General features: G+C 64.8%; 15 protein-coding genes and 2 rRNA genes. 4 read left to right on the top strand and 13 right to left on the bottom strand.

What is annotated here, in order from left to right; all coding sequences use genetic code 11:
- Both KDG50_02710 and rrf read left to right on the top strand, forming a co-directional pair.
- Positions 1–218 (top strand): 23S ribosomal RNA (locus KDG50_02710); the annotation flags it as partial.
- Positions 219–318: 100 nt separating this feature from the next.
- Positions 319–434, top strand: a 5S ribosomal RNA gene (rrf, locus tag KDG50_02705).
- A 95-nt stretch (positions 435–529) separates the two neighbouring features.
- Here rrf and KDG50_02700 read toward each other — a convergent pair.
- Genes KDG50_02700 through KDG50_02690 form a run of 3 tightly spaced genes read right to left on the bottom strand, consistent with a single transcriptional unit; the run spans position 530 to position 2,651 of the window.
- The gene (locus KDG50_02700; protein ID MCB1864313.1) at positions 530–1,102 is read right to left on the bottom strand and encodes a YggT family protein; all 573 of its coding nucleotides are present in this window, start codon (positions 1,100–1,102) and stop codon (positions 530–532) included.
- Positions 1,099–1,935 (bottom strand): pyrroline-5-carboxylate reductase, encoded by an 837-nt coding sequence (locus KDG50_02695; protein MCB1864312.1) that lies wholly within the window; start codon positions 1,933–1,935, stop codon positions 1,099–1,101. Before KDG50_02695 ends, KDG50_02700 begins: the two co-directional genes overlap by 4 nt.
- The gene (locus tag KDG50_02690) at positions 1,932–2,651 is read right to left on the bottom strand and encodes a YggS family pyridoxal phosphate-dependent enzyme (GenBank protein MCB1864311.1); all 720 of its coding nucleotides are present in this window, start codon (positions 2,649–2,651) and stop codon (positions 1,932–1,934) included. Before KDG50_02690 ends, KDG50_02695 begins: the two co-directional genes overlap by 4 nt.
- Positions 2,652–2,764: 113 nt before the next feature.
- Here KDG50_02690 and KDG50_02685 point away from each other — a divergent pair, with 113 nt between their 5' ends.
- Positions 2,765–3,799, top strand: coding sequence for a type IV pilus twitching motility protein PilT (locus KDG50_02685; protein ID MCB1864310.1), 1,035 nt, complete (start codon positions 2,765–2,767; stop codon positions 3,797–3,799).
- Positions 3,800–3,810: 11 nt separating this feature from the next.
- The gene (locus KDG50_02680; protein ID MCB1864309.1) at positions 3,811–4,938 is read left to right on the top strand and encodes a PilT/PilU family type 4a pilus ATPase; all 1,128 of its coding nucleotides are present in this window, start codon (positions 3,811–3,813) and stop codon (positions 4,936–4,938) included.
- On the opposite strand, the gene KDG50_02675 is transcribed toward KDG50_02680, so the two are convergent.
- From KDG50_02675 to gshA, 10 genes are read right to left on the bottom strand one after another with little or no spacing between them, the layout of a single operon-like run.
- A complete protein-coding gene (locus KDG50_02675; protein ID MCB1864308.1) occupies positions 4,932–5,861 on the bottom strand; it encodes a dihydroorotate dehydrogenase electron transfer subunit in 930 nt (309 codons plus the stop codon). The two genes, KDG50_02680 and KDG50_02675, sit on opposite strands and share 7 nt — an antisense overlap.
- Positions 5,858–7,144 (bottom strand): dihydroorotase, encoded by a 1,287-nt coding sequence (locus tag KDG50_02670; GenBank protein MCB1864307.1) that lies wholly within the window; start codon positions 7,142–7,144, stop codon positions 5,858–5,860. The genes KDG50_02675 and KDG50_02670 overlap by 4 nt, the downstream gene beginning before the upstream one ends.
- Positions 7,137–8,123, bottom strand: a complete 987-nt coding sequence (locus tag KDG50_02665; GenBank protein ID MCB1864306.1) for an aspartate carbamoyltransferase catalytic subunit — start codon at positions 8,121–8,123, stop codon at positions 7,137–7,139. Before KDG50_02665 ends, KDG50_02670 begins: the two co-directional genes overlap by 8 nt.
- On the bottom strand, positions 8,120–8,638 hold the full coding sequence (pyrR, locus tag KDG50_02660) for a bifunctional pyr operon transcriptional regulator/uracil phosphoribosyltransferase PyrR (protein ID MCB1864305.1): 519 nt from the start codon (positions 8,636–8,638) through the stop codon (positions 8,120–8,122). Before pyrR ends, KDG50_02665 begins: the two co-directional genes overlap by 4 nt.
- A complete protein-coding gene (ruvX, locus tag KDG50_02655; protein MCB1864304.1) occupies positions 8,635–9,048 on the bottom strand; it encodes a Holliday junction resolvase RuvX in 414 nt (137 codons plus the stop codon). The genes pyrR and ruvX overlap by 4 nt, the downstream gene beginning before the upstream one ends.
- Positions 9,041–9,604: a YqgE/AlgH family protein gene (locus KDG50_02650; GenBank protein ID MCB1864303.1), complete on the bottom strand. Its 564-nt coding sequence runs from the start codon at positions 9,602–9,604 to the stop codon at positions 9,041–9,043. Before KDG50_02650 ends, ruvX begins: the two co-directional genes overlap by 8 nt.
- 52 nt (positions 9,605–9,656) lie before the next feature.
- Positions 9,657–10,577: an energy transducer TonB gene (locus tag KDG50_02645; protein ID MCB1864302.1), complete on the bottom strand. Its 921-nt coding sequence runs from the start codon at positions 10,575–10,577 to the stop codon at positions 9,657–9,659.
- A complete protein-coding gene (locus tag KDG50_02640; GenBank protein MCB1864301.1) occupies positions 10,574–11,614 on the bottom strand; it encodes an FAD:protein FMN transferase in 1,041 nt (346 codons plus the stop codon). Before KDG50_02640 ends, KDG50_02645 begins: the two co-directional genes overlap by 4 nt.
- Positions 11,611–12,540, bottom strand: coding sequence for a glutathione synthase (gshB, locus tag KDG50_02635; protein ID MCB1864300.1), 930 nt, complete (start codon positions 12,538–12,540; stop codon positions 11,611–11,613). The genes KDG50_02640 and gshB overlap by 4 nt, the downstream gene beginning before the upstream one ends.
- A gap of 35 nt (positions 12,541–12,575) precedes the next feature.
- Complete coding sequence (gene gshA / locus KDG50_02630) at positions 12,576–13,904, bottom strand: glutamate--cysteine ligase (protein ID MCB1864299.1); 1,329 nt, start codon at positions 13,902–13,904, stop codon at positions 12,576–12,578.
- Positions 13,905–14,050: the final 146 nt, after the last annotated feature.

Raw genomic sequence — 14,050 nt, 5'->3', positions numbered from 1 at the left:
TGTTCCGGTTGTCATGCCAATGGCACTGCCGGGTAGCTATGTACGGACGGGATAACCGCTGAAAGCATCTAAGCGGGAAGCCCCTCCCAAGATTAGATCTCCCTGGGCTCTTGAAGCCCCTGAAGGTCCGTCGAAGACTACGACGTTGATAGGCTGGGTGTGGAAGTGCAGCAATGCATGGAGCTAACCAGTACTAATTGACCGTGCGGCTTGACCATATAACACCCGAGCGGTTTGCCGCCGGGCGCAAATGTCCGCACAGCTTGTGCTCGCAACTTCGAATTTGTGGATTGGCATTGCCGGTCCTAAAAAGGTTTGCCTGGCGGCCATAGCGAGTTGGAACCACCTGAACCCATCCCGAACTCAGAAGTGAAACGGCTCAGCGCCGATGGTAGTGTGGGGTCTCCCCATGTGAGAGTAGGTCACTGCCAGGCTTTTAATACGGCCCCCGTCGCGGGTTCGCGGCGGGGGCTTTTCTCGTTTTGTTGACGCCGGTTCTATCGGAACAGCACCCGGTGTGTCGCATGGATCAGCCGGTGCCGGTGATGGCACGAAGCGGCGGAAGGATCAAATACCAACCGAGCATCAGCACCACTCCAGCGACGAGTGGCGAGAAGTCGATTCCGCCGGTGTCGCTCGGCAGCCAGCGGCGAATCGGTCGTAGAAGCGGAGAGGTCAGATCATAGATGACAGTTGCGGCCAAGTTGTAGCCGCCGCCGTTGATCCAGCTGAGAACCACGCGCACGAAAAGTGCCACGAGAAAGACGAATATCGTCAGCTCGACAAGATCGGGAATTGCCCATGCGAACGCCCGCAACGGGTTTGCGGCTGTTTCGGTAAGCACGATGAGCAGTGCGATTTCCAAGGACTTGACGAGCCAAGCCAGCAAGAGGCTTGCAAGATCGAGCCCGCCGAGCCCCGGGATCAGCCTGCGCGCCGGGCGCACCACCGGATTGGTGATTCGCACCAAAAACTGTGACAGGGGGTTGTAGAAGTCCGCGCGAACAACCTGCAACAGGAAACGTAGTAACAGAGCCAGCGCGTACAGGCCAAAGACTACGGAAACGAGAAAAATCAGCGGGTTGGTCAGGTATCCGTTCATTGGGGCTTCTGGTCAAACTGCCTGCCCAGCTCGGCGGAACGGGCACGGGCGGCTTCCAAGGCCAATTCGACAATTCCCTCGATCCCGTTTGCACGAAATGTTTCGATCGCAGCATGGGTTGTTCCGCCTGGTGACGTCACCCGGCCACGAAGAGCGGCGGCAGACTCGCCAGAGTCTCTGAGCATCTGCGCCGCACCTATTGCAGTCTGCACGCAGAGCGCTCGTGCGGATTCAGGGTCCAGCCCCTGGCTGACCGCGGCGCGTTCCAGCAACTCGGCCAGATAGAAGAAGTACGCAGGTCCACTGCCGGAAAGCGCCGTGACCGAGTCAAGGTCGCGTTCTTCGTCGACCCACCGAATGATCCCCACCGCCTCGAACAACTCCGATGCCAACTGGCGCCCCTGTGGATCGACGCGCGTGTTCGCGAAGACGCCGGTCGCGCCGGATCCGATCAGCGCGGGCGTGTTGGGCATTGCGCGCACGACGGCGCATTGCCCGCCGAGCCAGCGCTCGATGGTGGTGGCCCGGATGCCCGCCATGATCGACACGACGGTCTGGTGTCCAGCTTGAAACACCGCCGAGATGTCCTCGATTACCGGTCGCGCCGCCTGCGGTTTGACTGCCAGCACCAGCAAATCGCATTCGGCGGCGAGTTGCCGGTTGTCGACCAGGGTCGTGATCGAGAAATCATGTGCCAAGGCGTCCCGCGCGGGGGCGAGCGGATCCGAAACGCTGATTTGTTTCGGATCGTATCCCGCACGAATCAGCCCGCCGATCAGGGCGCGGGCCATGTTGCCGCCACCGATGAAGCCCATCCGGCGCCGTTCGCTCACGATCCGTTCCTCAAATTGTTGCTACGGGGACCAAAGATTGCCGTACCCACCCGCACGATGGTCGACCCGGCCGCGATGGCGATCTCGAAATCATCTGACATCCCCATGGACAGGGTATCCCATCGGTCTCCCGCTGCGGGACTCAATTCGCTGAACAACTGTGCCGCGTGTTCGAACAGGGCACTGCGGGCCGGCGCGGAGTCCTGCCCGGCCGACATGGTCATCAGTCCACGCAGGCGGATGTGGCGAAGCGGCCGAATACGCTCAATCAGGCCCGGAAGTTCGCTTTGTCGGACGCCGTTCTTCTGCGCCTCTTCGCTCAGGTTGACCTGGATGCAAACATTCAGCGGTTCTGCGGCGCAGGACGCGCGGGTCTGATCGAGTTTTAGTGCGTGATCAACAGACGCCAGACCGTGCACCCAGTCGAACCGTTGAGCGATGGCCTTGAGGTTTCCGCGTTGTGGGCGGCCGATGAAATGCCAGACCAACCCGGTCGCCACGCAAGCGGCCTGTTTGACCGACGCCTCCTGGACATAGCTTTCTCCTACCTCGCGAATCCCGGCGCGCCAGCCCGAAAGGACCTGCCCTGCGGCGTGACCCTTGGTCACCGCAAGCAACCGTACGCTGCCCGCGGGACGTCCGGCACGTCGTTCCGCCGCAGCGATGCGCCCGCGGACACCGTCGAGGTTGTGTTGCAGGATTGACTCGGCAAGCATCGGTGTAGGCCCAGGTGAGAATCAGACCGCCGTGCAGCGATGCCGTCGCAGTCTATACTACAGGCGTTACCGGGCGCCCGGCCCCGACACCCTCCAGCCCAACCAGACGAGCCATGGATATCACCGAGCTTTTGGCCTTTGCGGTCAAGAACAACGCCTCTGACCTGCACCTGTCAGCCGGCATGCCGCCGATGATCCGAGTCGACGGCGACATGCGCCGGATCAACGTCCCCGCGCTGGACCACCGCACCGTGCACGCGCTGATCTACGACATCATGAATGACAAGCAGCGCAAGGATTACGAGGAGTTCCTCGAGACCGACTTCTCCTTCGAGATCCCGGGGCTGGCCCGTTTCCGTGTCAATGCGTTTAACCAGGATCGTGGCGCCGCCGGGGTGTTTCGGACCATTCCCGCGGCAGTCTGGACGCTGGAGGACCTCAGCGCGCCGCCGAGTTTCAAGGACATTGTCGACGTGCCGCGCGGGCTGGTGCTGGTGACCGGGCCGACCGGCTCGGGCAAGTCGACAACGCTGGCCGCGATGATCGACTACAAAAACAACAAGGATTACGCGCATATCCTGACAATCGAGGACCCGATCGAGTTTGTCCATCGCTCCAAGAAGTGCCTGATCAACCAACGCGAGGTCCATCGCGATACGCACGGATTCACCGAGGCGCTGCGCTCCGGGCTGCGTGAAGACCCGGACATCATTCTGGTCGGCGAGCTGCGCGATCTTGAAACCATTCGGCTTGCCCTCACCGCCGCCGAGACCGGTCACCTGGTGTTCGCGACCGTGCATACGAGTTCCGCGCCGAAGACCATCGATCGTGTCATCGACGTATTCCCCGCCGGCGAGAAGGACATGGTGCGATCCATGTTGTCGGAGTCCCTTCGTGCGGTCATTTCACAGACCCTGCTGAAGAAGGTCGGCGGTGGCCGTATTGCGGCCTGGGAGATCATGATCGGAACCGCCGCGATTCGAAACCTTATCCGGGAGGACAAGGTCGCGCAGATGTATTCCGCCGTGCAGACCGGACAGGCGCAGGGTATGCAGACACTCGATCAGCATCTACAGGAGCTGGTTGGTCGCGGCATCGTGAGCCGTATCGACGCCCGCGCCCGTGCGGTCAACAAGTCGCTCTTCTGACGGAAGCCGCCATGGATTTTAGATCACTCCTGAAGCTCATGGTCCACAAGGAGGCCTCCGACCTGTTTATTACGGCCGGAGTGCCGCCATCGATCAAGGTTCACGGCACGATCTCGCAGGTGTCGAAAACGTCGCTGACGCAGACCGATGCCCGCGATCTGGTCGAAAGCGTCATGACCACCGCGCAGCGCGAAGAGTTCGCTAGAACCAAGGAGTGCAACTTCGCGATCTCAAGCGCCGGCATAGGCCGATTTCGTGTCAGTGCCTTCGTGCAGCGCGACTCCGCAGGCATGGTCATCCGGCGGATCAACACGCAGATCCCCACTTTCGAAGAGTTGGAACTTCCTGGCGTGGTCGCGGAATTTTCGCTGCTCAAGCGCGGGGTCGTAATGTTTGTCGGCCCGACCGGATCGGGAAAATCGACCTCGCTGGCAGCAATGATCGGCTACCGCAACGAACATTCGACCGGTCACATCATCAGCATTGAGGACCCGATCGAGTACATCCACCAGCACCGTCAGTGCATTGTCACGCAGCGGGAAGTCGGTCTGGATACCGCGACCTACGAGGTCGCGCTGAAAAACACGCTGCGCCAGGCGCCGGATGTCATTCTGATTGGCGAGGTGCGGACGCGCGAAACCATGGAGCATGCGATCGCCTTCGCGGAGACCGGGCATCTGGTGTTGACCACGCTGCATGCCAACAACGCGAACCAGGCCATGGATCGCATCATCAACTTTTTTCCCGAGGATCGACGCGACCAGCTGTTGCTGGACCTGTCGCTGAACATGCGCGCCATCGTCGCCCAGCAGCTTCTGCCGCGCGCGGACGATCGCGGTCGCATTCCGGCGGTGGAGATTCTGATCAATACGCCGTTTGCGGCCGACCTCGTGCGCAAGAACGAAATCACCAAGCTCAAGGAATTGATGAAGCGGTCGACCGAACACGGCATGCAGACCTTCGATCAGTCATTGGTCGAGCTGTTCCGCCGTGGCGCGGTGACTTATGAAGACGCACTCAAGCACGCGGACTCAAGCAACGATGTGCGCCTGATGATCAAACTTGGTCATGACGGCAGGCAGGACCGATTCTCCGCGCGCTTGCAAGACGCCGAAGTCGTCGAGCACGAGGACTACTGAGTGGTCTGGTGCGCCGAATCGTTCCGAACGCTGCGTAGAGCCGGGTATACGGTGTAGCCATCAAACACCGGGCCATCCACGCACACTCGTTTCATTGATGGCCCCGTGGGTGTCAGCACCTCGACCGTGCAGCCCGCACAGCCACCGACGGCGCAGGCCATGTATTCTTCGAGTGAGATCTGGCAGGGCAGCGCGTAGCGCGCAGCCAACGCCACCGTTGCCTGTAGCATCGCGTGTGGTCCGCAGGCATACACACATACACGAGACAGTTCATCGCCCGGAAGTGCGTCGAGCCAGGCTTGCGCAAGTTCCGTCGCGAAGCCATGGAAGGTTCCCGGCTGATGCGCGCGGCTTGCCAGTCGGCTTGGCACTCCCCAGGATTCCAGAAGCGGGGCGGCATGGGTGACACCATGCGGCATCCCGGGCACGAGCATGCGCGAGACGATCGCATGAAACGGAAACGGCACCTCTGAGCCGAAAGCGGCAAATGGCTCCATGCCCGGCATCGCGCGCAATCGCTCCGCGAGAAACACCATGGGCGGAATGCCCACACCACCGCCGATCAACAGCGGCCGCGTATGTCTCGCGTCGTGTTCGAAAGGTCGCCCGATCGGTCCGATCACGCTGAGTGCGGCGCCCGGTTCGGCAGTGGCTAGTTCCGATGTGCCGTCGCCGACGACCTTGAACAGGATTTCGATCCAGCCCGAGTCGGCATCCGCACGCTGAATTGACAGCGGCCGTCGCATCGGCCGGCCGTCCGAACAGCGGACGTGAACGAAGGAACCGGGCTGTGCGTGTCTCGCGCTGTGCGGCGCCTGTAAACGGATCACGTGCTGGTCGGCCGCGTGGCGTTCGTGTTCGAGCACCACGGCGGTCTCGACGTGAATCGTATCGCGGTGCGATCGGTGTAGTGTGTGACTCATGAGCCGGCCTGGGACTCAAAAACCAGTTGACCGTCGAAGAAGGTAAATCGAACCAGTCCTTCGAGTTCCCAGCCCATGAAGGGCGAATTCGCGGCCGCCGAACGCGAGCTGGCGATGTCGAAGCGCCATGCCTGCCCGGGATCGAACACGCAGAGATCGGCGCGTGTGCCCGGTTCCAGTGACGGTGGGTTTCGCCCGAGCGCACGTGCCGGGCCGGCGGTCAATGCGTCCAAAATACGTATCAGCGGAACTTTGTCCTCGCGCTGAACTTGCAGTGCAAGTGGCAGCAGCGTTTGCAAACCGATCATGCCGGGTTGTGTCTCGCCGAACGGCGCGGCCTTGGCGTCGGGTTCGTGAGGGGTGTGGTCGGAACAGATCGAACCAATGATCCCGGATGCCACGGCCTCGCGCAGCGCGCGACGGTCCTCGACGCCGCGCAGGGGCGGCTGCACATGGCAGTTGCTGTCGAAGTCCAGCAGGTCGCGGTCGCTGAGGATCAGGTTTGCAATCGCGACGTCGGCGCTGACCGGCAGTCGCTCGTTGATGCCGGCGCGCAGCAGCGGAATGGAGGCTGCGCTCGAAATACGACAGAAGTGCACGCGCGCCCCGGTCAGGCGCGCGAGTTCGATACCACTGGCGACGGCTATGCTCTCGGCCTCGGCCGGGATCGGCGCCAGTCCGAGCCGGGTTGCGATGAGGCCTTCATGCGCGCAGCCGTCACCGCTCAGCGAATGCTCGACTGGATGCAGGAAAACCGTCAGTCCGTAGGTGGTCGCGTATTCCATTGCGTGGCGCAGGATACGCAGGCCCGCAAGCGGGGCGCGCGCGTTGCTAACGCCGACGCAGCCGGCGTGTTTGAGCGAATGCATTTCGCTGAGCTGCTCGCCCTTGAGGTCGGCGCTCATTGCGCCGAGTGGCAGCAGGCGAATGCGATGGGTGCGCCGTGCGCGCGCACGTACCAGTTCCACGACTGCGGCACTGTCCATGACCGGGTCGCAGTCGGGCGGATAACACGCCGTTGTGATGCCGCCCGCCGCGGCCGCCCGCGATTCGGACTCGATCGTGGCCTTCTGCTCAAACCCGGGCTCGCCCATCCGCGCGCCGAGGTCGATCAGGCCCGGGCAGGCGATCAGGCCGCTCGCGTCGATCTCACGGGCGTTTTCCAGTGCGCCGGGTTCGACGATGCGCGCGCCCGAGATGGCGAGTTCGCCGATCTCGTCAACGCCACGGGCTGGATCGATGATCCGCACGTTCAGCAGCCGATAGCCGTTTGTCTCAACCATCGTCGCCACGCCGGTCGGCGCCATGCATGACCAGAGACATGACCGCCATTCGTACCGCCAGCCCGTAGCTGACCTGGCGCAGAATCACCGATTGCACGCCATCGGCCACGGCGGACTCGATCTCCACGCCGCGGTTGATCGGTCCCGGGTGCATGACGATCGCATGCGGCTTGGCCAGCCGCAGGCGTGCCTGGGTCAGGCCGAAGAGCTGGAAATATTCGTGCTGGCTGGGGAGCAGCGCGCTGGTCATGCGTTCGCGTTGCAACCGCAGCATGATGACGACATCGGCATCGCGTATGGCCTCGTCGAGCGAGTGAAACACCCGCACGCCAAGGGCTTCGATACCGCGTGGCAGCAGCGTCTGCGGCGCGGCGACGCGCACCTCGCGTGCACCGAGCAGCGCCAGCGCCAGAATCTGCGAGCGAGCGACGCGTGAATGCAGGATGTCGCCAACGATCGTAACGGTGAGTCCCGAGAAGTCCCTGAACTGCTGTCGGATCGTGAGCATGTCGAGCATGGCCTGGGTCGGGTGCTCGTGGCGTCCGTCGCCGGCATTGAGCACGCGAATGCCGGGCCCGACATGCCGCGCGACGAATTCGGCCGCCCCGCTCTGCTGGTGACGCACCACGAACATGTCGCAATGCATGGCCTCGAGGTTGTGCAGGGTGTCGAGCAGAGTCTCGCCCTTACTCGTAGCCGATACCGCGACGTTGAGGTTCAGCACGTCGGCCGACAGGCGCTTGGCCGCAAGTTCGAAGGTCGTGCGCGTGCGGGTGCTCGACTCGAAGAACAGATTCACGACGACCTTGCCTTTGAGCGTCGGTAATTTCTTCACCGAACGACCCGCGACATCGAGCAGCGACTCGGAGCGGTCAAGGATCTCGACGAGGTGCTGTTGGTCGAGTCCGTCAATTGCGAGAAAATGCTTCAGGTGCCCGCGCTCATCGAGCTGCAAGGAGCGTGACGGCGTGCGATTCATTCGTCGTCTTGTCGGCGGCGTGCCAACACCAGGGCCAACGGCTCCGGGCCGACCAGTTTGATGTGTTCGTCGTCGCCGATCTCGACGGACTGGCCGACGACGTCGGGTTGGATCGGCAGTTCGCGCCCGGGACGGTCGATCAGCGCGATCAGCCGCACGGCCGCGGGGCGGCCGTAGTCGAACAATTCGTTGAGCGCGGCGCGAATCGTGCGGCCGGTGTGCAGCACGTCGTCGACCAGCCACAGCTCGCGATCATCGATCGACACCGGCAGTTCGCTCGGGCGCACATGCGGGTGGCTGTCGAGCCGCGTGAAATCGTCCCGATAGAACGAGATGTCGAGCAGTCCGAGTGGTTCAGCAAGCCCGAGCGCCGCGTGCAGGTGCCGGGCGATCCATGCGCCACCGGTGTGAATGCCGATCACAAGTGGCGGCGCTGCGTCGCTGTCCAGACGTTCGCGCAATCGCGCGACGAGCGCGGCCAGCAGGGGTTCGACGCCGGGCAGCTCGGTAGTCATCGGCTGTGCAACCAGTCTTCGGCAATCAGGGCGGCGGCCGCGGCATCCAGGGCTACGGCCGGGTGGCGCGATTCGGCTTCCACCGAGGTGTAGCGTTCGTCGATCATCTCGACCGGCAGGCCATGGCGGCCGGCGAGCTGGCGCGCGAAACGGCGTGCACCAACGGTTGCGGCCTGTTCACCACCGTCGCGATCCAGTGGCAGGCCGACCACCAGCAGTTCCGGGCGCCAGTCGTCGATCGCGCGCGCGATGGCGCTCCAGTCGATGCGCGGATTCGCCCGCACGACCGCGAGCGGGCGGCTGACCGCGCCGACGCGGGTCCCCAGCGCGAGGCCGATGCGCCGGGTGCCGAAATCAAAGGCCAGAATCGTGTTTACGGTGGCCGGTGCCGCGCGACGCGCCTCAGGCATGTCCGGCGTCGCCGTGCAGGCGGGCGATGTCGATGCCGAGCCGGCCGGCGGCCGACTGCCAGCGCTGGTCGACCGGCACCTCGAACAGGATCGCGTTGTCGGCCGGGCCCGACAGCCAGGCATTGTCGAGGAACTCCTGCTCCAGCTGGCCGGGTCCCCAGCCGGCATATCCCAGCGCCACCAGCCGGTCATCCGGTCCATCGCCGTGTGCGATGGCTTCGAGGATGTCGCGCGAGGTGGTCACCGCAATTTCGTCGGTGATGCGCAGGGTTGAATCCCACGCCTGCGCCGGGCGGTGGAGTACGAAGCCGCGTTCGGTCTGTACCGGCCCGCCCTGGTGGATCGGCGCATCGGAGATCAGAGACTCCGGCGCCTCGATATCCATGTGCGAGAGCAGATCGCCCAGACGCATGTCGAGCAGACGGTTGACGACGATCCCCATCGCGCCGTTTTCGTTGTGTTCGCAGATATACGTCACGGTGTGCTGGAAGCGCGGATCGCGCATTCCGGGCATCGCGATCAGAAAGTGTGCCGTGAAATCCGTGGTGCTGGACATGCCGGCTAGTATCGGACTTGCCTGAGCCGACCTGCAAGCCGACGGCTGCCGGTCAACGTGCGCTGAGCTGGTTGGTGTCTAGAAATTGCCAGGTACGGGTGATGTCCAGCACGTCCACGTCTTCGCGTATGTCCGCCGGGAACGGCGCGAACGGCGCGGCAATGCGCACGATGCGTTCTGCGGCCTCATCGAGCACCGTGCTGCCCGAGGAGCGGATCACCCGCACGCGCTCGACCGAGCCGTCGGCGCGCACGGCGACGTGCAGCAGCAGGTTGCCGAAGATCTTCTGGGTCTTCGCCTGCTGCGGATAGTTCAGATTGCCGATGCGCTCGACCTTGCGTCGCCAGGCGTCCAGATACGCGGCATATTTGTATTCCTGCGTGCTCGCGTTGATGACCTTGCGGCGCGGACGCTTCGAATAGTTCTTCGTGAGTCGGTCGAGCTCGGCGGTCTGCCGGTCGATCTCGCGCTGCAGGCTGGAGAACAGTTGTGCCGCGCTAAGACTCGGAACCGCCGGCGTCGTTTCAGGTTCGGGCGCCGGGGCCGGTTCGGGTGCCGGCGCGGGGTCCACGGCGGGTTCGGGCTGGGTGACGACGGGCTTGCGCTCGATCGGGCGCGGCTTGGGCGGCGGCGGTGGCGCCGGGGTCGCGGGCGGGGCAGGCTCGGCCGCGCGCGGCACTTCGGCCTCATTGGGCGGGGCCGTGGGTCGATCGGGTTCGGGTTCCGTGCCGCCGCCTTCCTGGTTCTGCGGGGCGAGGAAATCGGGTTCCTCGGGCTTTTTCTCCGGCTGCGGATTCGCCACCGCGATGATCTCCAGGCTCAGCAGGTGGCGCGGGGTTTCGCCCGGGTCCGGCAGCTTGAATGCGATGCCGAGGATCAGGATCGCGTGCACGGCTGCGGCAAACAGCAGGGTCACGGCCAGGCGTTCGCTGGCCGACACCGCATCGGTTCGTACTGCGGACGTGGCACTCATTCGGACCCTGCGATCACGGTGCGGGCGGGCTGGCGCTGCCAGTCCAGCCGGGGCGCCAGGGCCGGGGTCACGAAGGCCGTGTCTTCGGCGTCGAGCACCAGCGCGAGGGCGACGCCCATGCGTGCGGCGATGCGTTTCCAGTCCTTTGGTCCGGCCGCGATGAGGGCCGTCGCGGCGGCGTCGGCGAGCGTGGCGTCGTAGTGGACGACCGTCGCCGAGACCAGCCCCGTGGCCGGTTCGCCGGTACGCGGGTCCAGGATGTGGTGCGCGGGTGGCCGGCCGGTGCGTGCCCGTGACCGTTCGTAGGTGCCGGAAGTGAAGATTGCCTCGCCGCCGTCCAGCTCAATCGCCGCCAGCACGCCGCCGCGCGGATCGCGGATGCCGACGTGCCACGGCCGCCCGCCCGCGTCGCCGATGACCTTGACGTCGCCACCGGCGTTGATCAGTGCGTCACGCACGCCGAACTCCAGCACCCGCCCCAGCGCGAGTTCCACGCCGTAGCCCTTGGCGATGCCGCCGAAATCCAGCCGTACGCGGGGGTTGGTCGCGCGGGCGCGTTCGCCGTCGATCTCGATGTCGTCCATCGTCGGCGGCGGTGTGTTCAATCGCTGGAGGTCGGTCGGGCTCGGATCGCCACCGCTGGAGAGGTCATCGCGCTGGAATCCCCAAGCGCCGACCAGCGCGCCGATCGCCGGATTGAACAGGCCGTCGCTTGCGCGGTACATCTGCTTGCTGGCTTCCACGAGCGGTTTGATCGACGGTGGCAGGGTGAACCACTGGCCGCTGGCGAACTGGTCGTTGGTCTGGGTCAACTCGCTCGGCTGCCAGGCATGCCAGGTGCGATGCATCCAGTCGAAATCGCGACGCAGGGCCGCAAAGGTTGCATTTGCCTGCGCGGCCGCGCTGGTGCGCAAGCTAACGTCGATCTCCGTGCCAAATGCGTGAATCCGGTCACGGTGACTCTCCGGCGCGGGACCGCAGGCGCCGAGCAGCAGGGCCGCCAGCACCGCCGCAAGTCCCGGCCGCGCGCGGTTCATGCCGGCGCGAGGCGCTGTTCGAGCCGGTCGAAGAGCTCGCCGGCGATGTTCAGGCCGTAGATCGCATCGAGTTCGCGCACGCAGGTCGGGCTGGTGATGTTGATTTCGGTGAGGTAGTCGCCGATCACATCCAGACCGACGAAGATCAGTCCCCGTGCGCGCACTTCGGCCGCGACCTCGGCGCAGATCCAGCGATCGCGCTCGCCGAGCGGCACGCCGATCCCGCGCCCGCCGACGGCCAGGTTCGCACGCGCCTCGCCGACCGCCGGCAGCCGCGCGAGCGCATAGGGCACCGGCTCTCCGTCGACCAGCAGGATGCGCTTGTCGCCGTCGCGGATTGCCTCGATGTAGCGCTGGGCCATGGTCTGCCGGCGCTCGTTGGCGGTCAGGGTTTCCAGGATGACGTTCAGGTTCGGGTCGTCGTGGGCGACCCGGAACACCGAGACGCCGCCCATGCCGTCGAGCGGCTTGAGCACCACGGTGCCCTGCTCGCGCACGAACTCGCGCAATGTCGCGATGCATCGACTCACCAGGGTCGGTGCGCAGCATTGCGGAAACAGACTGGTGGCGAGCTTTTCGTTCCAGTCGCGCAGCGACTGGGGGTCGTTGTAGACCCTGCAACCGGCGGCCTTGGCGCGGTCGAGCCAGTGCGTCGCGTACAGGTATTCGGCGTCGACCGGCGGGTCCTTGCGCATCAGGATCAGGTCGATGTCGTCGAGGGCCCCGTCGCGGCTGTCGACGAACTCGAACCAGCCGGCCGGGTCGTCGCGCAGCCGCGCGGCGCGACGCCTGGCCTCGGGCCGGCCGTCGCGCCAGCGGAGATCACCGAGTTCCGCGATCCACACCTTCCAGCAGCGACGCTGGGCCTCGAGCAGCATGGCAAAGCTCGTGTCCTTGGCGATCTTGATGGACCCGATCGGGTCCATGACCATGAGGAGGCTTGGCGGCACCGCTTGAAGTTTCAGGCGGTCTTGCGCAGCGAACGCGCGGTGGCCTTCTGGGCGGCCTCGCGGGCGGCGGCCAGCGCGGCCAGACGCGCGACCACGCCATAGGCGTAGAAGCGGTTCGGGCCGGCATCGGGCGCCATTGACGGGTTCGGCATCGTGCAGGGCTCGGCGAACGCCAGCGGCTCGAAGTGCATGCCCGGCGCGTTGAGGTTTTCGTCGTCACCGCGACGGGTGTGCACCCGATAGAAGCCGCCGACCACAAAGCGGTCGATCATGTAAATGACCGGTTCAGCCGCCGCGGGGCTGCCGTCGGTACCGACGCCTTCAAAGGTATAGACGCCTTCCTGCAGGATCACGCGGTCCACCGGACGGCCGCCCTTGGCCGAGGCCATCTGCGTGCGCTGCCGGCGGTTCAGTCCCAGCACCTCGTCGGGCGAGCGGACCATCATCACGCCCATCCCGTAGGTGCCGGCGTCGGACTTCACGACCACGAATGGCTCGCGATCGACCCCGTACTCCCGGTATTTGACTTTGATCTCGGCAAGGATCGTCTCGACGTTGCGGGCCAGGCAGTCCTCACCGGTGCGCTTCATGAAGTCGATCTCGCCGCAGTCGCGGAACACCGGCTGGATCAGCCATGGGTCCAGATCGATCTGCCGCGCGAATTCGGTGCAGACCTGCGCATAGGCGGCGAAGTGTTCGGATTTTCTGCGGCTTGCCCAGCCAAGCTCCGGGGCCGGAACAATGGTCTGTTCGATCTCCTGCAACAGATCGGGGATGCCGCCGGCCAGGTCGTTGTTGAGCACGATCACGCAGGGGTCGAAGCCCTCCGTCACTACGCGATTTCCGCTGCGCACGAGCGCCTCGACCCGCAGCTGCCGCCCGCCATCGAGCGCGATCGTCTCGGCCTCGCCGCGAACTCGAAGCGCCGCAATCCGGCATTCGTAGCCGGCGTTGTGCAGGATGGATTGCAGCACATGCAGACTCTCGAAATAGAACCGGTTGCGCGTGTGGTCCTCGGCCAGGATCAGTGCACGCACCGCGTCGGGGCATTGATGCTCCATCGCCGACTGCACCGCCTGGATCGACAGCGGCATGAGTTCCGGCGCGAGGTTGTTGAAGCCGGCCGGGAACAGGTTGGTGTCCACCGGTGCGAGCTTGAAGCCGGCATTGCGCAGGTCCACGGAGGCATAGAACGGTGCCGGCGTGGACTGCCACTCGCGTCGCAGCCAGGTCTCGATCTGGGCCTGACCGGCGAGGAACTCGCTTTCGATGTGAAGCAGCGGTCCGTTCAGGCGCGTCGTCAGATTGGGAACCGTGTCGTAAATCGCAGTAATCCTCATCAGGCACGGTAGACTCCGGCTTGCGCCGGCAGGCTTCATCAGGCTGCGACAATGCGCCGCAGTCGCGCGCGGGGTTTGATGCAAACGCCCGCCACGAATGGTCGACCAACCGTATGGGGTGGACCGCCGACCGCTCGCGAGGTTCG

This window comes from Chromatiales bacterium (genome assembly GCA_020445605.1).
In the GTDB taxonomy this organism is placed as follows: domain Bacteria; phylum Pseudomonadota; class Gammaproteobacteria; order JAGRGH01; family JAGRGH01; genus JAGRGH01.
This window is presented reverse-complemented; position numbering and strand designations above follow the sequence as displayed.